Origin of the sequence: Microvirga sp. 3-52 (genome assembly GCF_018383585.1) — a bacterium.
In the GTDB taxonomy this organism is placed as follows: Bacteria; Pseudomonadota; Alphaproteobacteria; order Rhizobiales; family Beijerinckiaceae; genus Microvirga.
This window is the reverse complement of the sequence record NZ_JAHAMK010000019.1, coordinates 60,354-82,364: the sequence shown is the minus strand read 5'-3', so window position 1 is coordinate 82,364 and position 22,011 is coordinate 60,354. Positions and strand designations below refer to the sequence as shown.

Annotated in this window: 24 protein-coding genes; 17 read left to right on the top strand and 7 right to left on the bottom strand. The window is 64.7% G+C overall.

Annotated elements, in window-relative coordinates:
- The 3 genes from KHP60_RS15575 (at position 1) to KHP60_RS15565 (ending at position 1,489) form a co-directional block, all read left to right on the top strand.
- A complete protein-coding gene (locus KHP60_RS15575) occupies positions 1 to 657 on the top strand; it encodes a GDSL-type esterase/lipase family protein (protein WP_213565240.1) in 657 nt (218 codons plus the stop codon).
- A complete protein-coding gene (locus KHP60_RS15570; RefSeq protein WP_213565239.1) occupies positions 632 to 1,138 on the top strand; it encodes a GNAT family N-acetyltransferase in 507 nt (168 codons plus the stop codon). Before KHP60_RS15575 ends, KHP60_RS15570 begins: the two co-directional genes overlap by 26 nt.
- Positions 1,139 to 1,303: 165 nt before the next feature.
- A complete protein-coding gene (locus KHP60_RS15565; protein ID WP_213565238.1) occupies positions 1,304 to 1,489 on the top strand; it encodes a hypothetical protein in 186 nt (61 codons plus the stop codon).
- 80 nt (positions 1,490 to 1,569) lie between these two features.
- On the opposite strand, the gene KHP60_RS15560 is transcribed toward KHP60_RS15565, so the two are convergent.
- Together KHP60_RS15560 and KHP60_RS15555 are read right to left on the bottom strand one after the other, a co-directional pair.
- Positions 1,570 to 2,976: an adenylate/guanylate cyclase domain-containing protein gene (locus KHP60_RS15560; RefSeq protein ID WP_213565237.1), complete on the bottom strand. Its 1,407-nt coding sequence runs from the start codon at positions 2,974 to 2,976 to the stop codon at positions 1,570 to 1,572.
- Positions 2,977 to 3,266: 290 nt separating this feature from the next.
- Positions 3,267 to 3,677 carry a DUF4345 domain-containing protein gene (locus KHP60_RS15555; RefSeq protein ID WP_213565257.1) on the bottom strand — a complete coding sequence of 137 codons (411 nt, stop codon included), beginning with the start codon at positions 3,675 to 3,677 and terminating at the stop codon, positions 3,267 to 3,269.
- 106 nt (positions 3,678 to 3,783) lie between these two features.
- On the opposite strand from KHP60_RS15555, the gene KHP60_RS15550 reads away from it, so the two are divergent.
- Together KHP60_RS15550 and KHP60_RS15545 are read left to right on the top strand one after the other, a co-directional pair.
- Positions 3,784 to 4,425: a glutathione S-transferase family protein gene (locus KHP60_RS15550; protein ID WP_213565236.1), complete on the top strand. Its 642-nt coding sequence runs from the start codon at positions 3,784 to 3,786 to the stop codon at positions 4,423 to 4,425.
- Positions 4,422 to 4,880, top strand: coding sequence for a GNAT family N-acetyltransferase (locus KHP60_RS15545; RefSeq protein ID WP_213565235.1), 459 nt, complete (start codon positions 4,422 to 4,424; stop codon positions 4,878 to 4,880). Before KHP60_RS15550 ends, KHP60_RS15545 begins: the two co-directional genes overlap by 4 nt.
- Positions 4,881 to 5,007: 127 nt before the next feature.
- Here KHP60_RS15545 and KHP60_RS15540 read toward each other — a convergent pair whose 3' ends face one another.
- A complete protein-coding gene (locus KHP60_RS15540; protein WP_213565234.1) occupies positions 5,008 to 5,262 on the bottom strand; it encodes a hypothetical protein in 255 nt (84 codons plus the stop codon).
- Between the two features lie 184 nt (positions 5,263 to 5,446).
- On the opposite strand from KHP60_RS15540, the gene KHP60_RS15535 reads away from it, so the two are divergent.
- Positions 5,447 to 6,154, top strand: a complete 708-nt coding sequence (locus tag KHP60_RS15535) for a glutathione S-transferase N-terminal domain-containing protein (protein WP_213565233.1) — start codon at positions 5,447 to 5,449, stop codon at positions 6,152 to 6,154.
- 150 nt (positions 6,155 to 6,304) lie between these two features.
- Here KHP60_RS15535 and KHP60_RS15530 read toward each other — a convergent pair whose 3' ends face one another.
- Positions 6,305 to 6,709 (bottom strand): DUF2147 domain-containing protein, encoded by a 405-nt coding sequence (locus KHP60_RS15530; RefSeq protein WP_213565232.1) that lies wholly within the window; start codon positions 6,707 to 6,709, stop codon positions 6,305 to 6,307.
- Positions 6,710 to 6,876: 167 nt separating this feature from the next.
- On the opposite strand from KHP60_RS15530, the gene ndk reads away from it, so the two are divergent.
- The 3 genes from ndk to KHP60_RS15515 all read left to right on the top strand — a co-directional run bounded on the left by ndk (position 6,877) and on the right by KHP60_RS15515 (position 10,381).
- Positions 6,877 to 7,299 (top strand): nucleoside-diphosphate kinase, encoded by a 423-nt coding sequence (ndk, locus tag KHP60_RS15525; RefSeq protein ID WP_213565231.1) that lies wholly within the window; start codon positions 6,877 to 6,879, stop codon positions 7,297 to 7,299.
- 87 nt (positions 7,300 to 7,386) lie between these two features.
- Entirely contained in the window at positions 7,387 to 9,540 is a 2,154-nt protein-coding gene (locus KHP60_RS15520; RefSeq protein WP_213565230.1) for a molybdopterin-dependent oxidoreductase, read from the top strand.
- A gap of 475 nt (positions 9,541 to 10,015) precedes the next feature.
- A complete protein-coding gene (locus tag KHP60_RS15515) occupies positions 10,016 to 10,381 on the top strand; it encodes a hypothetical protein (protein ID WP_213565229.1) in 366 nt (121 codons plus the stop codon).
- 79 nt (positions 10,382 to 10,460) lie between these two features.
- On the opposite strand, the gene KHP60_RS15510 is transcribed toward KHP60_RS15515, so the two are convergent.
- Complete coding sequence (locus KHP60_RS15510; RefSeq protein WP_213565228.1) at positions 10,461 to 10,868, bottom strand: cupin domain-containing protein; 408 nt, start codon at positions 10,866 to 10,868, stop codon at positions 10,461 to 10,463.
- A gap of 211 nt (positions 10,869 to 11,079) precedes the next feature.
- On the opposite strand from KHP60_RS15510, the gene KHP60_RS15505 reads away from it, so the two are divergent.
- A complete protein-coding gene (locus tag KHP60_RS15505; RefSeq protein WP_249688815.1) occupies positions 11,080 to 12,348 on the top strand; it encodes a lytic murein transglycosylase in 1,269 nt (422 codons plus the stop codon).
- Positions 12,349 to 12,389: 41 nt separating this feature from the next.
- On the opposite strand, the gene purN is transcribed toward KHP60_RS15505, so the two are convergent.
- Entirely contained in the window at positions 12,390 to 13,037 is a 648-nt protein-coding gene (purN, locus tag KHP60_RS15500) for a phosphoribosylglycinamide formyltransferase (protein WP_213565227.1), read from the bottom strand.
- Positions 13,037 to 14,116: a phosphoribosylformylglycinamidine cyclo-ligase gene (gene purM, locus KHP60_RS15495; RefSeq protein ID WP_213565226.1), complete on the bottom strand. Its 1,080-nt coding sequence runs from the start codon at positions 14,114 to 14,116 to the stop codon at positions 13,037 to 13,039. Before purM ends, purN begins: the two co-directional genes overlap by 1 nt.
- 353 nt (positions 14,117 to 14,469) lie before the next feature.
- Between purM and KHP60_RS15490 the strand changes: the two genes are divergently transcribed.
- From KHP60_RS15490 to KHP60_RS15460, 7 genes are all read left to right on the top strand, one after another.
- Complete coding sequence (locus KHP60_RS15490) at positions 14,470 to 15,000, top strand: CDP-alcohol phosphatidyltransferase family protein (protein ID WP_213565225.1); 531 nt, start codon at positions 14,470 to 14,472, stop codon at positions 14,998 to 15,000.
- Positions 15,001 to 15,029: 29 nt separating this feature from the next.
- Positions 15,030 to 16,145, top strand: a complete 1,116-nt coding sequence (locus KHP60_RS15485; protein WP_213565224.1) for an AI-2E family transporter — start codon at positions 15,030 to 15,032, stop codon at positions 16,143 to 16,145.
- On the top strand, positions 16,138 to 16,830 hold the full coding sequence (locus KHP60_RS15480) for a DnaA ATPase domain-containing protein (protein WP_213565223.1): 693 nt from the start codon (positions 16,138 to 16,140) through the stop codon (positions 16,828 to 16,830). The genes KHP60_RS15485 and KHP60_RS15480 overlap by 8 nt, the downstream gene beginning before the upstream one ends.
- Complete coding sequence (locus KHP60_RS15475; protein WP_213565222.1) at positions 16,827 to 19,145, top strand: RNA degradosome polyphosphate kinase; 2,319 nt, start codon at positions 16,827 to 16,829, stop codon at positions 19,143 to 19,145. Before KHP60_RS15480 ends, KHP60_RS15475 begins: the two co-directional genes overlap by 4 nt.
- A gap of 1 nt (position 19,146) precedes the next feature.
- Positions 19,147 to 20,667 (top strand): exopolyphosphatase, encoded by a 1,521-nt coding sequence (gene ppx / locus KHP60_RS15470; RefSeq protein ID WP_213565221.1) that lies wholly within the window; start codon positions 19,147 to 19,149, stop codon positions 20,665 to 20,667.
- A 103-nt stretch (positions 20,668 to 20,770) separates the two neighbouring features.
- Complete coding sequence (locus tag KHP60_RS15465) at positions 20,771 to 21,424, top strand: 2OG-Fe(II) oxygenase (protein ID WP_249688814.1); 654 nt, start codon at positions 20,771 to 20,773, stop codon at positions 21,422 to 21,424.
- Between the two features lie 201 nt (positions 21,425 to 21,625).
- Entirely contained in the window at positions 21,626 to 22,009 is a 384-nt protein-coding gene (locus KHP60_RS15460) for an NUDIX hydrolase (protein WP_311925040.1), read from the top strand.
- The last annotated feature ends 2 nt before the right edge of the window (positions 22,010 to 22,011 follow it).

The following is a 22,011-nucleotide window of genomic DNA, read 5'->3' as shown; positions in this document are numbered from 1 at the left end:
GTGACCTCGCAGCCCAACCCCTTCGCGCCGCATTGGCTGATCCGCGACATCGTGATCAGCTCGCACAAGTCTGCCGTGGGGCCGGGCGGCCTGCTCTTCATCGGTGATTCCATCGTCGAAGGTTTCTACTGGAACTGCATCGGCCCGTTGCCTGTGCTCAATGCCGGCTATTCCGGCATCTGGACCGAGGCGCTGGAGCGGCGCGTGCCACTTCTGCTGACATCGGCCGAGCCCCGGATCGCCGTACTGCTCGTCGGCACCAACGACGCCAAGAAGGATTGCACGGAGAGCGCCCTCGATGGCGCTGCGGAGCATTTCGAGCGGATCGTCCGACATTTCGGCGACGCGCAGGTTCCCGTCGTGGTGCTCACGCCGCCGCCCATCGAGCAGGCGAAGCGCCTGACGAGCTTCTATTCCCCCGATGCCATGGCATCCCTGAGCCGTCGCATCGTGGAGATTGCAGAGGACCGCGCGGCTGCCATCGTCGATCTTCAGAAGGAATTCGCGGACGAGACCGGCGCGGCGAGGGAAGGGATGACGACCGACGGCATCCATCTGTCGGCGCAGGCCTACAGGCTCTTGCACGACATGCTTGAAACGACAATCGCCGCAACGACGGCGCGGAGGGGCAATGACGGAACGCGCGAGAAAAGTTGAGGACCAGCCGGTCTTCCGGCCTGTGATCGATGCCGACGCACAGGATCTTTTCGGTCTCCTGTCGCTGTGCTACGCGGAATATCCGGGTTGCTTCGTCGACCCGCACGACGACCTTCCGGACCTGCGTGCCGCCGGCTCCTCCTACGCGGCGACCGATGGCGCCTTCTGGGCCGTCGAGGATGAGCGCGGGCGCGTCTGCGCCTGCGTGGCCGTCGACTTCCCGGAGCGCGGAGCGGCGGAACTGCATCGGCTCTACGTGCGCTCCGACCGGCGTGGACAGGGGCTCGGCTCATTGCTCGTGCGCCAGGCTGAGAACCATGCCCGCGCAAGGGGCGCGGACCGCATCGTCCTCTGGTCGGACACGCGCTTCAGGACCGCGCACAGACTCTACCGGCGACTGGGCTACACGCAGGTCGACGGGCAGCGCCAGCTCGCCGATATCTCCAAATCGGCTGAATACCGGTTCGAGAAGACATTCTGAGATCTTCGTCTGGCGAATTCGCTCAAGTCGGAGTATACTTCGTCCGCGGCTGACCTCTCAGCCGCTTTTTCATCAACCTCAGCCGAAGGAGGCGTCACATGGTTTTGCTCTTTGTCCCATGCACCCACGCCGCAATCCTTCCATCCAACAACGCTGCAGGTTTCGATGAAGCAGATTACGCTTTCCCTCGTCTGGCTGACCGTTCGCATTGATCTGATCCCGACCGCGCGCGGGCGCGGCCAGACATCCGCCAAAGCTCTCCCTCCGTCCGAGTTGCAGGCCTCCCTTCGCGCAAGACTCAGTCCGCATTTGCTCAAGGACATCGGCGAGGACGTGAGCGGGCGCGACTGACGATGATCAACAATTGTTCGGAAGGATAGATCGTCCCGTATCCTTCCGCTCCTTACCAGAAATAATGGCAGGTCAATTGTTCACGGGATCTCGTAGACCATGAACTCGTCGCTGATCCCGCGAAGCGCCGTCTTCTGCAGGGTCGGCTGCAGACCCTGGCGGGCGATGACGTGCGAGGCCTCCGGGTTTTCGACGACGGTGTCCGTTGCAAAGATCGAGCGCGAGACCGCAAGTCCCTGGACGCGGGAGGCGATGTTCACCGTCTGGCCGAAATAATCCTGCCGGTCGTTGAGCGTCACGGCGAGGCACGGGCCCTCGTGAATGCCGATCTTGAGCAGCAGGTCCTCGCTTCCGCGCTGCTCGTTGAGGCTGCGCATCGCGTCGCGCATCCGCAGCGCCGCCGAAATCGCGTGATCCGGTGTCGGGAACGTCGCCATCACGGCATCGCCGATGGTCTTGACGACGGCTCCGGTCTCGGCCGCGGCAATCTCGTGGAGAACGCGGAAATGCTCGCGCACGAGATCGTAGGCGACGAGATCGCCGACGCGCTCGTACAGTTCCGTCGAGCCTTTCAGGTCCGTGAACAAGAACGTGAGGCTGGTGATCTTCAGGCGCTGATCGATGTCGAGCGTATCGGTGCGATAGAGGTCGCGGAAGGTCTGGTTCGTGAGCAGGCGTTTCGCCGTGAGGAAGGGACGTCGCTGCTTCAGCATGTGGTGCAGTTCGTTGCCGGCGACCCATACGGAGGGCAGGGCGCGCCGGTTCGTGCGGTTCTCGAGCGAAATTCGCAGCGGCCCCGGCTGCATGACGAGGGTATCGTTCTGCGGATGGCTCTCGTTCAGGACGAGCGACAGGCTCTGGCGCTCGCGGGTGGGCTCGCCCTTCACGTCGATGAATTGGGCGGCATGCGTGACCGGCTCGAAGACGATCACGAATTCCGCCGGGAGCTGCAGCGACAGGATCGCTCTCTCGCCGGGCGGGAGCTCCACCGCATCGAGCACGATCTCGTCGAGCAGGCGTTCGAAATCATCCGGGAGGTCGATCCCCGAGCTCCAGAAGATTTGGCGCATGTATTCATGCATGGGAAGGGTATCCGGATCGTGGGCCGCGATCTTGCGAACCCGCGGGCTCACCGTGAATGTGACCTCCACTATTTCGTCGAGGGTTGGCTCGTATCCGGCAGCGCAGAGGGCGCAGCTATACTCGCTCTGATTGATCGATTTGAGGCTCATGCCCGACTCGAGCACGCCGCCGCATCCAGGGCAGAGAATGTTCCAGGACATTTCGAACATGCCGAGCCGGGCTGCATGGAGGAACGCCGCGATGGTGCGATCTTCGTCGAGCTTGTTCCTGGCCGCGAAGGTCATCACGTTGATGCGGTTCAACTCGTGATCCGGTGCGTCACGGATCAGCGTCTCGATGGCATCGACAATCTTCGGATCAGCGGACTGACGCAGAACCGCGAGAAACTTCTGGTCTTCGCTCATAATGCGACCTTCTTCGAGGTGCGGAACAGACCGTTGAAGACCATCAACGCTGCGGAACCGCACGGATCACGATGGTACGCTTTGGCTACAAATCCTTATGATGCAAAGAGATAGGCTCTTAATCCGGCAATGTAAGGGCAAAGCAGATCTCGAAGGCCGACCGGCCATTCCCCTCTGCCGTCATCATCCCCGGCCTTGTGCCGATGATCCCGGTTGTTGAAGCGCGGCGCTCGTCCGATCGGGATGGCCGGGACAGGGTCAGGCTGGATAATCCCTTACCCTTGCCGATCTCAAGTCTCCGCGACCCCGTATTCCTCCGCATAGAGATTGGCGACCCGCGTCTGCCACAGGCACAGCGCCGGCGCGACGACGAGCTCGATGATTAGGCCGCCGATCATGAAGAGCGAGGGCAGGCCGGTGAGCCCGAGGCCGACCAGACGGCCCAAGCCGCCGATGACCACGAGCAGGGTCAACAGCCGGAAGCGGCCCGTCCTGATCTCGATGGAGGGCAGGGTGCTCCAGAAGCAGAGGCCGATGCCGAGGAGCAGACCGGACAGGAACCGGAAATGGCTTTCCGCCGATATGCTCACCGCATCCCCCGTCAGCGCTTGTCCGAACAGGACGCCGTAGAGCCCCGCGGCAACGGGAATGGCCGCGACGATGGCCACGCTCTGCTGCAACAGTTTCCGCTCACGTTCCATGCTGGCCATCACATCCCCCCGTTGCGTGAGATTCTGCTCCTTCCCGAGCGAGAAACAATCGATTAGGTTCCCGGGCCACAGAATTTTCTCATAAAGGGAACGCATCATGCCGGCACGGTTCGAATTGCACGGTTTTGCCTTTTCGGGGCCGACCTACAAGGTCGCCCTCGCCCTGTCGCTCATGGGCGGGGCCTTCGATTACGTGCATCTCAACATGATGGCGGACGAGCATAAGCAGCCGCCTCATCTGTCCCGGCAGCGCTACGGTCAGGTGCCCTTGCTGGTCGATCGCAACAACGGGCGCCATCTGTGCCAGTCGGCGGCGATCCTGGAATATCTCGGCGACATGACAGGGCGGTTCGGCGGCGCCAATCTCGACGAACGCCTGCAGGTGCGCGAGTGGATGTACTGGGATTTCGACCGTCTCGCCGCGCCCTTGTACAAGGCCCGCGTGATAAAGCTGGGCTTCCGAAAGGCCCCTGACGAAGTGGTCGAGGATTGCATCAGCGCCGCCAAGAACGCTTTGGGCGTTCTGGAGAGCCATCTGGCAGGCCGCACCTGGCTGGTCGGGGAGGGCGTGACGATTGCCGATATCGACATCTACGGGGTCGTGGCCTTCGCCGGCGAGGCGGGCATCGATGCGGCTGAGTATCCCCAGGTGAGCGCATGGGCGAAGCGCATCGAGGCTTTGCCCGGCTTCAAGGCGCGGACGGATCTGCTGCCGATGGAATCCCGGGAGGCGGCATGAGCGTCCTGTCGATCCGCGAAGCGCAGGCCGGCGATCTCGAGGCGATCATCCGTCTGCACGAGGAGGATGAGCTGGGTTCTCACGGCGACGTCTGGTCGGCCGAGACGCAGCCGGCCTACGAGGCCGCTTTCGCGGCCATCCGGATGAGCCCGGAGAACAAGCTCTTTGTGGCGGTTGACGGCAATGAGGTTGTCGGCACCTTCCAGCTCACCTTCATTCCCAATCTCACCGGCCGCGGGGCCACGCGCGTCAAGGTGGAGAGCGTGAAGGTGAAGGCGGCCCGGCGCTCCGGCGGCATCGGCGCGCGGATGATGGCCTTTGCCGAGGACCATGCCCGCACCAACGGGGCCGCCGCGATGGAGTTGACCTCCAACAAGACCCGCAAGGACGCCCACCGCTTCTACGAGCGCCTGGGATTCGCCCGCAGCCACGAGGGCTTCAAGAAGAAGCTGTGAGACAAGGCTCTTTCGCGTCATGGCCGGACTTGTTCCGGCCATCTCGATTGGATAAGCGCGGCGATTCTCGGGCCGTCATCACCGGCACAAGGCCGGCGATGACGGGAATGCCGTTCGGGGAGAGGTTTTAAGCCTTCGTGCCGCCCTTGAGGCGCGCGTTGCACTCGCTCCAGAACTTCGGCCACTTGGCGTCCTTGGCGAGCTTGCCGCCGGCCTTGGCTTCCTTCCATTCCGTGCTGCACTTGCTCATGCGCTCGCGGGCCGCGAGCTGGGCAGCGGTCGGCTCCTTCTTCGGCTTCATCTCGGCGGCGGCCTGAGCGGCGCCGGCCATGGACAGGGCCATCGCGGCGGCAAGAGCGGAGCTTACAATTCGGTTCGTCATCGGGTTCCCCTGGCGCTTCATTGAACGCATGGGGCATCTCATAACGAAACAATGAAACATGCAAGGGTCCAGCGACGGCCCTGCAGGCTTTCCACGGAATTTCATTGCAAGCGGTGGTGTCAGTCCCGATCTTATGTCTTAACGTCCGGCACGAACCTGTGCGTTACGCAAGGAGAGGCAATCCATGGCGGCTTCCACGCAGCAACCGATCGATCTCTATTACTGGCCGACGCCGAACGGGTGGAAGATCACCATCATGCTCGAGGAATGCGGGCTGCCTTATGCGATCCACCCGATCAATATCGGCAAGGGCGATCAGTTCCAGCCTGAGTTCCTGGCGATCTCGCCCAACAACAAGATGCCCGCCATCATCGACCATGATGGCCCTGGCGGGCAGCCGATTTCCGTCTTCGAATCCGGTGCGATCCTGCAGTATCTCGGTCGCAAGACCGGACAATTCTATCCACAGGGCGAGCGGGCGCGGGTCGAGGTCGACCAGTGGCTGTTCTGGCAGATGGGCGGTTTCGGCCCCATGCTCGGCCAGACGCACCATTTCCGCATCTATGCGCCGGAAAAGGTGCCCTATGCCATCGACCGCTACACCAACGAGACCAACCGCCTCTACGGCGTGCTGAACAAGCGCCTCGAGGATCGGGAATTCGTGGCCGGCGAGTATTCCATCGCCGACATGGCCATCGCCCCGTGGGCCAAGCTGTGGGAGCGCCAGGGCCAGAACATCGACGAATTTCCCCACGCCAGACGCTGGCTGGAAGCCGTGCTCGCCCGTCCGGCGGTCCAGCGCGGCATCGCCGTGAGCTCCGATGACCGGGAGAAGACCGACCTGACGGACCCGAAGGTTCAGGCCGTGCTGTTCGGCCAGCGGGCAAGGTGAAGCCTACCACCGTTTCCCTTCCCCTTGCGGGGAGGGGTAGGGGTCATGCGACCGGGTGGGACCTTCTCGGCCATCGCAATCGGCAGAGCGCTGCGCCTCGATCTTGCGACCCTACCCTTGATCCTTCCCGCAGGGGGAGGAAGAGATGCCTCAATTCGCCCTGGTCCAGGTCTGCGACCGGCAGATCAGGCCGCCGAAGACGCAGCCCGAGAGCTGCAGGGTGTTCGGGCTCATCACCTTGAGCTTGCCCGTGTAGGTCTTTCCGTCCTGGGGATTGTAGAGCTGGCCGCTGAGGCCGTCTCCCTCCGGTTTGGCGTCCCAGATCATCCGAACCCCAACGATGTTGCGGCTCCGCAGCTTCGGGTCGGCATTGTTCGTGTCTTTCTCATAGGTGGAGGACACGATGGTGCCACAGTAGACGGCGCCGCATTTGGCGATCCTCACGCGGGTATCGCCGCTCTGGGTAAGCCATGTGCCGCTCGGATCGGTGGACTGGGCCTGTGCGGGAAGCGCCAGCAGGGCAAGGCCAAAGGCGGCCAGGATCGCTTGTTTCATCGAGAGCTCCCTCTATGTCGGTCTTCGCCGGACCGATCATTAGAAAGACTAGGGAAGGCGGTTAAGCTTTCCAAGCAACTAGGGTAAAAGGCGCTTGAGGGCAGGGGGGCTCGCCGCTATAAGCGCCGCACTTCATCATTTCCCATCCCCATTCAAGGCGAGTTGTCATGGCCATCGAGCGCACTTTCTCCATCATCAAGCCCGACGCGACCGAGCGGAACCTCACCGGCGCCGTCAATGCTGTCATCGAGAGCGCGGGCCTGCGCATCGTGGCGCAGAAGCGCATCCTCATGAGCCGCCGCGAGGCCGAGACCTTCTATGCCGTCCACAAGGAGCGTCCCTTCTTCGGCGAGCTCGTGGACTTCATGATCTCCGCTCCGGTCGTCGTTCAGGTTCTCGAGGGAGAGAATGCCGTTCTTCGCTACCGCGAGATCATGGGCGCCACCAACCCGGAGAGTGCCGCCGAGGGCACGATCCGCAAGCTCTACGCCAAGTCCATCGGCGAGAACTCGGTCCACGGCTCCGACAGCCTCGACAACGCCAAGATCGAGATCGCCCAGTTCTTCTCGGGCAACGAGATCGTCGGCTAAGCTCTCACGAGCCTGCTGACCTAACGTATAGGCCGCCCATCGGGCGGCCTTTTCATTTCCGGCCCTTTCCCTCATCATGCGCCCGCCATGAACCAAGCTCCCCGCATCGAACGCCGCGCCTCCGTCTGCCCGCACGATTGTCCCTCGGTCTGCTCCCTCGAGGTGGAGGTGATCGACGGGCGCACCATCGGCCGGGTGCATGGGGCGAAATCCAACACCTACACGGCGGGCGTGATCTGCGCGAAGGTGGCGCGCTATGCGGAGCGGATCCACAATCCAGACCGGCTGCTCTATCCGCTGAAGCGCACCGGGCCGAAGGGGTCGGGCCAGTTCGCGCGCATTTCCTGGGATGAGGCCCTCGATATCGTGGCCCAAAAATTCCTGGAGGCGGAGCGGGAGTTCGGGTCAGAGTCCGTCTGGCCCTATTACTATGCCGGCACCATGGGCTATGTGATGCGCGACGGCATCAACCGTCTGCGCCATGTGAAGAAATATTCGGGCCAGTATTCCACCATCTGCACGGCCATGAGCTGGACCGGCTATGTGGCGGGCACCGGCCATCTGCGGGGCGCCGATCCGCGTGAGATGGCGGTCTCCGACTGCATCGTGATCTGGGGCACGAACGCGGTTCACACCCAGGTCAACGTGATGACCCACGCGATGAAGGCCCGCAAGGAGCGCGGCGCCAGGATCGTGGTCATCGACATCTACGACAATGCCACCATGAAGCAGGCCGACATGGCGCTGCTCGTGCGCCCGGGCACGGATGGCGCGCTCGCCTGCGCGGTCATGCACGTGCTGTTCCGCGACGGCTATGCCGATTGGGATTATCTCCAGCGCTATACGGACCATCCGCGCGAGCTCGAGGAGCACCTGCGCACCCGCGATCCGGCCTGGGCCTCCGCCATCACCGGCCTGTCGGTGGAGGAGATCGAGGCCTTCGCGAAGCTCGTGGGCACGACCAAGCGCACTTACTTTCGCCTCGGCTTCGGTTTTGGGCGCCAGCGCAACGGCGTGGTCAACATGCATGCCGCGCTGTCCATCCCGGCCGTCACGGGCGCCTGGAAATATGAAGGGGGCGGCGCGCTCCACTCGAACAGCGGCATCTATCGCTGGAACAAGGCTCTGATCGAAGGCCACGACGCCATCGACCGGTCGATCCGCATTCTCGACCAGTCGCAGATCGGCCGTGTGCTCACCGGCGATGCGGAGGCGCTCTACAACGGACCACCGGTCAAGGCGATGCTGATCCAGAACACCAATCCGGTCTCCGTCGCGCCGGAGCAGGAGCTGGTGAAGCAGGGCTTCTCTCGCGAGGATCTTTTTGTCTGCGTCCACGAGCAGTTCATGACCGAGACGGCCCTCATGGCCGATATCGTCCTGCCCGCGACCATGTTCATGGAGCATGACGATCTCTATTCGGGCGGCGGGCACCAGCATTTCCAGGTTGGGCCGAAGCTCATCGATCCGCCGGGCGAATGCCGCTCCAACCACGAGGTCTTCCGTGGGCTGGCCGGGCGCCTTGGCGCCGAGCATCGGGGCTTCACCATGGAGCCCCGCGAGATCATCGACTGGACGCTGCAGAACTCCGGTTGGGGCAGCCTCGAGAACCTGGAGGCGCACGTTCATTTCGACGCGCAGCCGCCCTTCGAGGAGGCGCATTTCCTCAACGGCTTCGGCTACCCGGACGGCAAGTTCCGCTTCAAGCCGGACTGGACCGGGATCCCGTCCTACAACAACGGCCCCATGGGCCCCTGGGCCAGCATGCCGGCCTTCCCGGACCATTGGGGCGTGATCGAGGCGGCAACCGAGGAACATCCGTTCCGCCTCGCCACGAGCCCGGCCCGCAACTTCCTCAATTCCAGCTTCACGGAGACGCCAACCTCCCTCGACAAGGAACGGCGGCCCGAGGTGATGATCCACCCGCTCGATGCCGAGCGGCGGGGCATCGCTGACGGCGACTGGGTGAAGCTCAGGAACCATCGTGGCGAGGTTTATCTCCGCGCCAAGCTCTTCAACGGCGTGCGGCGAGGCGTGCTGATCGCCGAGGGCATCTGGCCCAATGCCGCCCATCCTTACGGGCGCGGCATCAACACGCTCACCGGCGGCGACCAGGTGGCGCCCTACGGCGGCGCCGCCTTCCACGACAACCGGGTCTCTCTGGAAAGGGCCGATCTCGATCCGACCCTTGAACTGCCGATTGCCCGAAAACACCATCGTGCCGAGGCGGTCGTGGGGTGAAATTGCAAGAGCCCGCTCAAGAGCCCGCTGAAGCCCACCCCCCGTCATCACCGGCCTTGTGCCGGTGATCCCGATGGCTTAAAGCGCCTCGCTCTTCTGATCGGGATGGCCGGCACAAGGCCGGCCATGACGTTGGAGGGTGCAGGGCGAAGGTGGGTGCGGGACGAAAATGTGCGTGACCCAGGACAGTGTCACGCCCACCCCGTCATCACCGGGCTTGACCCGGTGATCCCGATGGCTTGAAGCGCCGCACGTCACCGGACCGGGATGGCCGGGCCATGACGGCCGGGGAAGCGCATGATGAGCAGACCTTGGAAGGGCAGGCATCTGTCCGCGTCTTGAAGGATGAGGGCTCGATCGCGTTTCTGGAGTGGTCCGGTCAGAGCTTCTTAAGCCTGTTTGCAGCTCTCCCTTGATCCTGAACGGCCAAGCCTATTCTTAAGGCCGAACGTGATTTCATCTCTGGGAGCCATCCATGACCTCGATCGTCCGCGCGCTGCTCGTGGCAGCCGCCGTGTCCGTCGGCGCGACTTCGGCCTTCGCCGCCGCGTCCAACACGCCGACCCAATACCAGCCCGACCCGGCACTGAAGACCGAAAGCGTCGCCCAGCTTCGCGCTCGGGTGAGCCAAGCCTGCTCCATCACGCAAGCGAGGCTCCAGAGCGGCGTCAGCGAGGCGTCCTTGAGCCGCAACTGCGACTGCTATGCCGGCCGCACGATGCGTTCGCTGAATGCCGACGAACTACAGGCCTATCGGAACACGGGCGTGTTCAGTGACACCGCCCGCGAGAAGGCGCTTTCGGCCCTCGACGCCTGCAAGCTGCCGCGGCCGCAGATCTAATTTGGACCCGGCATCATGTAGAAAGGCCGGAGCGAGCCCGGCCTTTCCATTGAAGATACGAGAGGCCTGGCATTCGACGCTATCCGGGCAGCAGGTCGATCACCCGCATGATGGCAACCGTGCTTCCCGTATTCGTGCTGCGCTCGGGCATGCCCTTGGCGCAGGACCATACGTCGCCTTTCTTGTAGAGGGTGTCGCCGGAACCGGTATCCACGGTCAGTTCGCCCTCCAGCATGTGGCAGACCATGTCGTTGGCCATGCTCGAACCGCTGGTGCTCGCGCCCGGCTGATAGATGTTGTCGCGCATCGAGACAGTCCTGTAGTTCGGAATCATCGTGTCACGCTTCGAGTATTCCACGCGGCGAACACCCGGAGCCACTTCCCGACCCTCCGGTGAGCCAGACGTTTGGGCGCCGACGGATTGGACCGGAAGAATAACGGACGCTACGGCAATATTGAGTAAGGTCCGACGGTTAAGCTGTTCCATGGCTTTCTCCCGTCAAAAAGCCACCCCAGCCCTTTGGATTCCACGCCCGTTCCAAGTGCCTGTCAATCGACGTCTACGGATCTATTGCGTTGGTGCACCACTCGCGTCTCGTCCACGAGCGCACCATGCCTCCACTCGCCAGTCGAGCCTTAACATCACGGAGCATTCTCCGCGCTTTGCCGGACTTGGTTCAATGCTCTAGATTCTCGCCATGCGCGCATCCGTCAGCCTCTCCCGCCTCGCGTCCGTCGCACTCGCGGCTTTTGTCGCGAGTGCCATTCCGATGCCGGGAGCTTCGACGCTTCAAGCTCAGGACATGCGTCTCGCCACCGAAGGGCGGTTTCGAGACTGGCTCGCGCAGACCGTCTGGCCCGATGCGCAGAAACAGGGTGTCTCCCGCGGGACATTCGAGCGGAGCCTGTCTGCGGTGAGGCTCGACTGGGACCTCCCGGAACTTCAGCCGCCCGGCCGGGCGGCCCCGCCCGACGATCAGCGGCAAGCGGAGTTCCAGCGACCAGGGCGCTATTTCGCCGAGGCCCAGCTGGCCTCCCTTGCGAAGAACGGGCGCGAATTGCTGCTGCGCTGGGCCTCCACGCTCGATGAGATCGAGCGGCGCTACGGCGTGCCGCGGGAGATCGTCGTATCCATATGGGGACGGGAGTCGCAGTTCGGCCGCGTCGCGGCCCGGCACCAGGCTCTGCGGGTGCTGGCCACGCAGGCTTTCATGGGACGCCGACGGGACCTGTATTATCCGGAGCTTCTGGCCGCTCTCGTGATCCTCGAAGAGGATCATTTCTCGGGTGAGACCCTGCAGTCGTCCTGGGCCGGAGCCATGGGGCAGCCGCAGCTCCTCCCTTCGAAGTTCCTGCGCTATGCCGTTGATGCCGATGCGGACGGACGGAGGGACGTCTGGAACTCGGCCCCGGACGCTCTGGCGTCCATTGCGAACTATCTGCGCGAGCACGGCTGGAAGCCGGGTCTAGGCTGGGGCTTCGAGGTGAGCCTGCCGCCGGCTGTTTCCTGCACGCTCGAAGGCCCGCGACAGGGCAGGCCCATGCAGGAATGGCTGCGGCTCGGCCTGACGCCGGCCGGCGGCACTTTGCCCGGGTGGAGCGGCGAAGCAGGCGCCTTCCTGTTGATGCCCGCCGGCCGCCTGGGACCGGCCTTCCTGGTGTCGGAGAACTTCTACGTCCTGAAGCGGTACAACGAGTCCGACCTGTATGCGCTCTTCATCGGTCACTTGGCCGATCGCATGGGTGGCTCCCCGGCCTTCGCGGGGCGATGGCAGCCGATCGATGCCCTCCGACGCGGCCATATCCAGGCCATGCAGGAGCGGTTGAAGAGCCAGGGCTACGATGTCGGAAAGGTCGATGGCCTGGTCGGCTTTGCGACGCGCACGGCCATCGGCCAATGGCAGAGCAAGAGTGGCCGCGACGAGACCTGTTTTCCCGATGCGGCGCTGGTCCAGGCGCTCCGCTGAGTTCGTCGGCGGCGGAAATCCTGAGAGCCCCGGCCCTTCCCTTATCTCGGCGAATGCAGCGTGCCGCTCGCATCCCAGGGACGTGCGAACTCCACGCGCCCGTTTTCCAGCCGGGCCGTCCCGTCGCAGATCATCCGCAGGGCGTGCGGATAGAGCACGTGCTCCTGCACGATCACCCGAGCCGCGAGGCTTTCCTCGGTGTCGCCCGGCACCACCGGCACGGCCGCCTGGGCGATGATGGGACCGGCGTCGAGCTCAGGCACCACGAAATGCACGGTGCAGCCGTGGACGAGAACGCCTTCCTCCAGCGCGCGGCGATGGGTCTGGGTGCCACGGAACAGGGGCAGGAGGGAGGGGTGGATGTTCACCATCCGGCCGGCCCATCGTGCCACGAACCAGTCGGTCAGCACCCGCATGAAGCCGGCGAGGCAGATGAAGGCGATGTGGTGCGTGGCCAAAGCCGCATCCATCGCCTGCTCGAAATCCTCCCGGGTCGGATGGGCCTTGTGGTCGACCACGCAGGTGGCGATCCTGGCCTCCCTCGCCCGATCGAGACCCGCCGCATCGGGGCGGTTCGACAGGACGAGGGCGATCTCGGCCGGGAAGTCCGGGGCCCGGGCAGCCTCGATCAGCGAGACCATGTTCGAGCCGCGCCCGGAAATCAGGATGGCGACGCGGCGGCGGGTCATCAGAGCTTCAGGGTGCCCGAGGTCTGCACGCGCTCGCCGCCGGTATGGGCCACGGTCTCGCCGATGCGCACCGACGTCTCACCCGCCTGACGAAGGCGCTCCATCACGGCCTCGGCCTTGTTGGCGCCCGCCACCACGATCATGCCGATGCCGCAGTTGAACGTGCGCAGCATCTCGGATTCGGCCACGCCGCCAGCCTTGGCGAGCCACCCGAAGACGGGCGGGACGGCGATCGCATCGAGGTCGAGGCGCACGCCGACACCGTCGGGCAGGACGCGCGGGATGTTATCCGGGAAGCCGCCGCCGGTGATGTGGCAGAGCGCGTTGATCCCGTCGCCGCCTTTCAGGACCTCCAGCAGGGCCTTCACGTAGATCCGGGTCGGCTCCAGCAGCGCCTGGGCGAGGGTCTTGCCCGCGGCGAACGGCGCGGGCGCATCCCAGGCGAGACCGGAATGCTCGACGATCCGGCGCACCAGGGAGAAGCCGTTGGAATGGACGCCGGAGGAGGGCAGGCCGATGAGAACATCGCCGGCGCTCACATCTTTGGGGAGCAGGGTGCCACGCTCGGCGGCGCCGACGGCGAAGCCCGCGAGGTCGTAATCGCCCCTCGCGTAGAGCCCCGGCATCTCGGCGGTCTCGCCGCCGATCAGCGCGCAGCCTGCCTGGAGGCAGCCCTCGGCGATACCCTTGACGATGTGGACGCCGACGTCGGGGCTGAGCTTCCCGGTGGCGAAATAGTCGAGGAAGAACAGGGGCTCGGCGCCCTGCACGATGATGTCGTTGACGCACATGGCCACGAGATCGATGCCGATGGTGTCGTGGATGCCCGTGTCGATGGCGATCTTCACCTTGGTGCCGACGCCGTCATTGGCCGCCACCAGGATCGGGTCCTTGAAGCCCGCCGCCTTGAGGTCAAAGAGGCCGCCGAACCCGCCGATCTCCGCGTCGGCGCCCGGCCGGCGCGTCGCGCGCACCAGGGGCTTGATCTGGTCGACCATGGCGTTGCCCGCGTCGATATCGACGCCCGCTTGGGCATAGGTCAGGCCGTTCGTCTGCTTCTCGGGCTTCTCGGTCGTCATGGCTCACCCCGTGTTGGCTCGGGCAGTAAGGCGAGAGGGGGCGGGAGGCAAGGGGATTTGAGTGATGGTAGCGGATTCGGCGGGTGTCATCCCCGGCGAGCGAAGCGAGGGAAGGGGATCCATAGTGGTGTGCGCGCAAGTGGCTTCCCTTCGCTGCGCTCCGGCCGGGAATGACACCCTGCACGTCATCACCGGCCTTGTGCCGGTGATCCCGACGCGGTGAGGCGCGGCGCTTTCCAGCATCGGGATGGCCGGGACGAGGCCGGCCATGACGTCGGGGGAGCAGTCATCTTATCCCCATCCTCCCGGTCCGACGATTGAACTCCGCCTCTCAACCCGCCATCATCGTCCCGATGACCATTCCGAACATCATCACCATCGGTCGCCTGATCATCGTGCCCATCGTGATCGTCATGATCATGCAGCAGCGGTGGAGCACGGCCTTCGTGCTCTTCGTCGTGGCCGGGATCTCGGACGGGATCGACGGGTTCATTGCCCGCAGGTTCGACATGCGGAGCGAATTCGGGGCCTATATCGACCCGATCGCCGACAAGGCCCTGCTGGTCTCGATCTACGTGACGCTCGCCATCGTGGGAGCGATCCCGAGCTGGCTCGCCATCGTCGTCGTGTCCAGGGACGTGATGATCGTGGCCGCCGTGCTCCTGTCCTGGGTCATGAGCCGTCCGGTCGAGATCAAGCCGCTCCTCGTCAGCAAGCTCAACACCGCGGCCCAGATCGCCTTCGCGGCCTTCGCGCTTGCGGCTAACGCCTTCGGGGCGGACCTCGCGGGACTCGAGGAGGTTGCCATGGTTCTGGTCGCCACCTTGACCATAGCGTCCGCCGGGGCCTATCTCGTGGGCTGGCTGCGGCACATGACCACCTGATGGCCAAAAAGATAAGGTATGGAGAGCCGATGACGGTCCAACGGCAGATCGGATTTTGGATCGCGGCACTGGTCGCCGCAGTCCTGCTGCTGTTCGTCCTGCGCGGCATCCTCCTGCCGTTCGTGGCGGGCTTCGCGCTGGCCTACCTGCTCGATCCCCTGGCCGACCGGCTGCAGAAGGTCGGCATCGGGCGCCTGGGCGCCAGCTTGCTGATCCTGATCCTGTTCGTCCTGATCCTGATCATCTGCCTGATGATCCTGGTCCCCTTCGCGGCGCAGCAGGTGGCGGCCTTCGTGGAAAGGCTGCCCGGCTATGTGACGAGGCTTCAGGAACTGGGGACCGAGCAGCTCGGCCCGCTGATCAGGAAGCTCGGGCTCGAGGATGCGCTGCCGGCGGCGCCGCCCTCCGTCGGCAACCTCATCAGCCAGGGTATCGCCTGGATCGCCGCCTTCCTGCAGGGGCTGTGGTCCGGCGGACAGGCCCTGCTCGGCATCTTCTCGCTGCTGGTGGTGACGCCGGTCGTGGCATTCTACATGCTCATCGACTGGGATCGCATGGTGAGGACCGTGGATTCCTGGATGCCGACGCGCAACCGGGACACGATCCGCGACATCGCCCGCGATATCGACCGGGCCATCGCGGGCTTCGTCCGGGGCCAGGCCATGGTGTGCCTCATCCTCGGCACCTTCTATGCGGTCAGCCTGGCGCTCATCGGGCTGAATTTCGGCGCGCTGATCGGCATGACCGCGGGCATTTTGAGCTTCATCCCCTATGTGGGATCGCTGACCGGCCTCATCCTGTCCGTCGGGGTGGCCATCGTGCAGTTCTGGCCCGACTGGACCATGATCGCCGCGACGCTCGGCATCTTCATCTTCGGCCAGTTCGTGGAGGGCAACATCCTGTCGCCGAAGCTCGTGGGCGAGTCCGTCGGCCTGCACCCGGTCTGGCTCATGTTCGCTCTGGTCGCCTTCGGGGCTCTCTTCGGCTTCGTCGGCCTGCTGCTCGCCGTGCCGCTCGCCGCCGCCATCGGCGTGATCGCGCGGTTCGCCCTGCGGCAATATCTGGCAAGCCCCCTCTATCGCGGCACGGAGCCGGTGATCCTGAAACCGAAAGTCGAGCCCGAAAAGGTCGATCTCGATGCGTGAGACGCCCAAGCAGCTCGCCTTCGATCTTCCGCTCGATCCCCGGTTCGGAGCCGAGGATTTCCTCGTCAGCCCGTCGAACGAGCACGCCTACGGCCTCGTCGAGAGCTGGCCCGACTGGCCGGATACGATCCTGCTCCTCGTCGGTCCCCGCGGCAGCGGCAAGAGCCATCTGGCCTCCATCTGGGCGACGAACGCCCGCGCCTGGACCGTCGACGCCTCCGGGATCACCCAGGACAAGGTCCCGCATCTCGTCTCGAACGGTGCGCTTGCCATCGAGGATATGGACCGTGGCGAGCGGGACGAGGCGGCCCTGTTCCACCTCCTGAATCTCGCCCGTGAAAGGAAGGCGTCCCTCCTGATCACCTGCGAGACGCCGCCGGACCGCTGGTCGTTGAGGACGCCGGATCTGCTGTCGCGCCTGCGTCTCGCGCCGAGCGTATCGCTGGAAGCGCCGGACGACGCGCTGCTCAAGGCCGTTCTGGTGAAGCTTTTCGTCGACAGGCAACTCGTGGTCGATACCTCCGTTGTCGATTATATTGCTCTGCGGATCGAACGGTCACTGGCGAAGGCCTCCGAGCTTGTGGCGCTCCTCGATAGGGAGGCCCTGAGCCGGGGCCGGCGCGTGTCCCGGGCGATCGCCGCGGAGATTCTTGGGGCCGCACAGGAAACGGATGAGAGCGAGTGAAGTCTGACACCGACGCCGCGTTATCGAACCGTCGTGAAACCGTCACGAAGCCCAGAGCAAAACGATCGCCGAAGAAGGAAACGGCGGAGATCGATGTGCGCAGTGCGATTGCCTTGAAGGAGGTGGAGACCGTCAGCGAAGCGCCGTTGCCGAAGGCCCCGCCGGATATCGAACTCGACGGCGCGGTGCTGCGGAGATTTCCTCAGCGCTTCATCAACCGGGAACTGTCCTGGCTGCAGTTCAACCGCCGGGTGTTGGAGGAGGCCTCGAACCGGAACCATCCGCTTCTGGAGCAACTGCGCTTCCTGTCGATCTCGGCCGACAACCTCGACGAGTTCTTCATGGTCCGTGTCGCCGGCCTGATCGGCCAGGTGCGCTCGGGCATCGCCACCGCCTCGCAGGACGGGCTCACGCCGCACGAGCAGCTGGCGAAGATTTCCGTGGCCGTCTCGCACCTCGCCTCGGACCAGCAGCGGCGTTGGCGCGAGCTGCGGGATTTCCTGCTCGAGGAAGGCATCGTCCTCACAGAAGGGGCCGGCCTGACGAAGGCCGAGGCCTCCTGGCTCGAGGATTACTTCCTCAACCACGTCTTCCCGGTGCTGACGCCGCTTGCCATCGATCCGGCGCATCCGTTCCCGTTCATCCCCAATCTCGGCTCGTCCATCGCCCTGAAGCTGGTGCGCCAGAGCGACGGCAAGGTGCTGAACGCGCTGATCCGCCTGCCGTCGCGCGCCGAGCGTTTCATCCGCCTGCCGGATTTCGCTGAGACGGGGGCCACCCGCTTCATCGCGCTGGAGCAGATGATCGTGCTCTACACGAGCCGCCTGTTCCCCGGCTACGAGGTGCAGGGGCAGGGCGCGTTCCGCGTCATCCGCGACTCGGATATAGAAGTGGAGGAAGAGGCCGAGGATCTGGTGCGCCTGTTCGAGACGGCGCTCAAGCAGCGCCGCCGGGGCAGCGTGATCCGCCTGGAGGTCGAGGCAGCGATGCCCGAGGACCTGCGCCTCTTCGTGGCCGAGGAAATGGAGGTATCCAAGGACGAGGTCTTCGTAGTCGAGGGCATGATGGGCCTGCGGGACCTGTCCCAGCTCGTCGCGCTGGAGCGGCCCGATCTCAAGTTCAAGCCCTACAATCCCCGCTTCCCGGAGCGAATCCGCGAGCACAGCGGCGATTGCTTTGCGGCGATCCGCGAGAAGGACATCATCGTCCATCATCCCTACGAGTCGTTCGACGCAGTGGTCCAGTTCCTGCGGCAGGCCGCCCGGGACCCGAACGTGGTGGCGATCAAGCAGACGCTCTACCGCACCTCGTCCGATTCCCCGATCGTCGCGGCGCTTGCCGAGGCGGCGGAAGCGGGCAAGTCGGTCACCGCTCTCGTGGAGCTGAAGGCACGCTTCGACGAAGAGGCCAATATCCGCTGGGCGCGCGACCTGGAGCGCGCCGGCGCCCAGGTCGTGTTCGGCTTCATCGAGCTGAAGACGCACGCAAAACTGTCGATGGTGGTGCGCCGCGAGGGCAGCCAGCTCATCACCTATTGCCATGTGGGAACGGGCAACTATCACCCCATCACTGCGCGCATCTATACGGACCTGTCCTATTTCACCGCCGATCCGGTGATCGGGCGGGACGTGTCGCGCATCTTCAATTTCGTGACCGGATACGCGGAGCCGGCCGAACTGGAGCGCATGGCGGTTTCGCCTCTGACCTTGAGGAAGCGCCTGCTCGAACACATCGGGGAAGAGGTGGCCCATGCCAGGGCCGGGCGGCCCGGCGCCATCTGGTGCAAGTGCAATTCGCTCGTCGATCCCGATATCATCGATGCGCTCTACGACGCGAGCGCGGCGGGCGTGCAGGTCGATCTCATCGTGCGCGGCATCTGCTGCCTCCGGCCGGGCATCAAGGGCCTCTCGGAGAACATCCGGGTCAAGTCGATCGTCGGGCGCTTCCTGGAACACACCCGCATCTATGCCTTCGGCAACGGGCAGGGCCTGCCCAATCCGAAGGCCCATGTCTACATCTCGTCCGCCGACCTCATGTCGCGCAATCTCGACCGCCGGGTCGAGGCGCTGATGCCGATCGTCAACACGACGGTGCACCAGCAGGTGCTCGACCAGATCATGCTCGCCAACCTGCTCGACAACGAGCAGAGCTGGACGGTGCTCCCCGACGGCTCGAGCCAGCGGGTGGTGCCGGCCAAGGGCGAGGAACCATTCAACGCACACAAGTATTTCATGACAAATCCGAGTCTGTCGGGCCGTGGCAAATCCCTCAAGACCTCCAGTCCCAAAGCGCTCGCCAAGCGCGGGCAGCGCTGACATGCAGGCCGTAAGCCAGGAGGCTCAGGGACGGCTCAAGATCGGCCGTCCTGTCGCTATCATCGATATCGGCTCGAATTCGGTGCGCCTCGTGGCCTATGAGGGCCTCTCCCGGGCCGTCACGCCGATCTACAACGAGAAGGTCCTCTGCGGCCTCGGCCGCCATGTGGCGACCACCGGCCGCCTCGACGACGAGGCCGTGGACCGGGCCCTGCGTGCGCTCGCCCGGTTTCGCGTCCTCTGCGACACGATGCAAGTCTCCGAGGTGTTCGTGCTGGCCACCGCCGCGGCGCGGGACGCCTCCAACGGCCCCGCCTTCCTGGAAGCGGCGGCCAAGGCCTGCGGCCAGCCGATCAGCCTGCTCTCCGGCGCGGAAGAGGCCCGGGCCTCGGCGCTCGGCGTCATCGCCGGGTTTTACGAGCCGGACGGCATGGTCGGCGACATGGGCGGGGGCAGCCTGGAACTGGTCGACGTCCAGGGCTCGCAGGTGGGGCAGGGGATCACCATGCCCCTCGGCGGCCTCGCCCTGCAGGACGTCAGCGGCGGTTCGTTGCGGAAGGCGCAACGCATCGTGCGCGAAGCGCTCGAACGCGCACCGGAATATCTCGAGAACCTGCACGGCCGCACCTTCTATGCGGTCGGCGGCACATGGCGCGCCCTGGCACGGCTGCATCAGGCGGCGCGGGATTATCCGCTGCACGTCATGCACGGCTACATAATCGACCCGGATGATGGGCTCGATTTCCTGCACCTCGTGGAGGAAGCCGACTCCAAGACCCTGAAGGACATCGAGAGCGTCTCCGAGGCCCGGCGGCCACTGCTCGCCTACGGGGCCATCGTGCTGGAGGAGATCATTCGTCTCGGCGAGCCGAAGCAGGTCGCCATTTCGGCCTTCGGCGTGCGCGAGGGCATTCTGTTCGACAGGCTCGATCCGCAGACGCGGGAGCGGGACCCGCTTCTCGCCGCGGCCAGCGATCTCAACCTTCTGCGCTCCCGCTCGCCGCGCCACGGGGTGGAGCTGTGCCAGTGGACCGAGGCGTTCATCCGGAGCATCAACCTGCCGGAAACCGAGCACGAGACCCGTCTGCGCCGCGCGGCCTGCCTGCTGGCGGATATCGGCTGGCGCGCGCATCCCGATTACCGCGGCGAGCAGAGCCTCAACCTCATCGCCTACGGGGCCTTTGCCGGGCTCGACCATCCGGGCCGCGCCTATCTGGCGCTGTCGATCTTCTTCCGGCACGAGGGCCTCTCTCCGGACAAGGTGGGCTCGCGCATCAAGACCCTGGCCGGTCCGCGGCTCATGGAGCGGGCCCGCCTGCTTGCGGCCCTGATGCGCATCGCCTATCCGGTTTCCGTCGCTATGGAGGGCGTTCTGCCGCAGGCGCCTCTCATGCCTCGCGGCAACCAGGTCGTGCTGCGACTGCCCTCGCATATGGGGCCGCTCGCCAACGAGCGCCTGAACGGCCGCCTTCGCGCCCTGGGCAAGCTTCTCAACATGGAGCCGGTGGTCGAGATTGGGTGAGACAACCACTGCGTCTGAAAGTCATCGCCGACTAGAGTTTACAGAAGATGACGCTGCGTTACCCTGAGGATTGCGGAATACGTCGCCTCAGCGGGAAGCATCCATGGAATTGATCGATCTCAGTGCCGTTCGCAATGCGGAGCGGTCGAGCGAGCCTTATGACTACGTTCTCGCCTCGAACCTCCTGAAGCAGGACAAGATCGACGAGCTGCGGCGGGACTTTCCCGCCATCGACAAGCCCGGTTACCTGACCGTGGACGAGGTCGGGCTTCACGGCCGGTTCAAGCAGCTCATCGAAGAACTGGAAGGTCCTGAGCTGTCCGAGGAGCTTTCCAAGAAGTTCGGCCTGGATCTGCACCAATATCCGCGCCTGACGACCATCATGAAGAAGTCGCAGCCCAAATACGGCGCCATCCACACGGACGGCCCGTCCAAGGTCATGACCATGCTGGTCTATATGAACGACGAATGGCAGCAGGACGAAGGTGGACGCTTGCGCGTGCTCTACGACCAGAAGAACTACGACCGTTTCAAGCTCGAAGTGCCGCCGGTCATGGGCACTATGTTCACCTTCCTGCGCTCCGATAATTCCTGGCATGGCCATCTGCCCTTCGCCGGAGAGCGCCGCGTGGTCCAGATCGCCTGGGTCAAGAGCCAGGCGGACGTGGACCGCAAGAAGAAGCACAACAAGGCTGGCCCAGGTGTTCAAGGGCATCTTCGGGCGGTAGGCGCCGCACATCTCGGCGATCGTGTATAAGCGATGGCCGGGTTCCGCCCGGCCATCTGCCGTCGGGGGATCCATGGCGCCGGATATAAGAACCACCGCAACGCGTATTGTCTACGAGAACCGCTGGATGCGCGTTCGAGAGCACGCGATTGTCCGCCAGGACGGCTCTCCCGGCATCTACGGGGTCGTCGAGAAAACGGACTCGCCGTCATCGCTGCCGTCGAGAACGGCGTGATCCATCTGGTGGAGCAGTACCGCTATCCGGTGCAGGGACGCTATTGGGAGTTGCCGCAGGGCTCCTGGGAGGACGCACCGGGCACCGATCCGCTGGAACTCGCCCGCGCCGAATTGCGCGAGGAGACGGGGCTGACCGCGGAGACCATGCTGCATGTGGGCCACCTGTTCGAATGCTACGGCTATTCGAACCAGGGCTTCCACATCTATCTCGCGCACGGCCTCCCACCGGGTGACGCCCGACGCGAGCAGACCGAGCAGGACATGGTGAGCCGCGCCTTCCCGATCGACGAGGTGCTGGCGATGATCTCCGACGGTACCATCAAGGATGCTGCCACGGTGGCCACGTTGGGGCTGCTGAGGCTGAAAGGGCTTCTTTGACG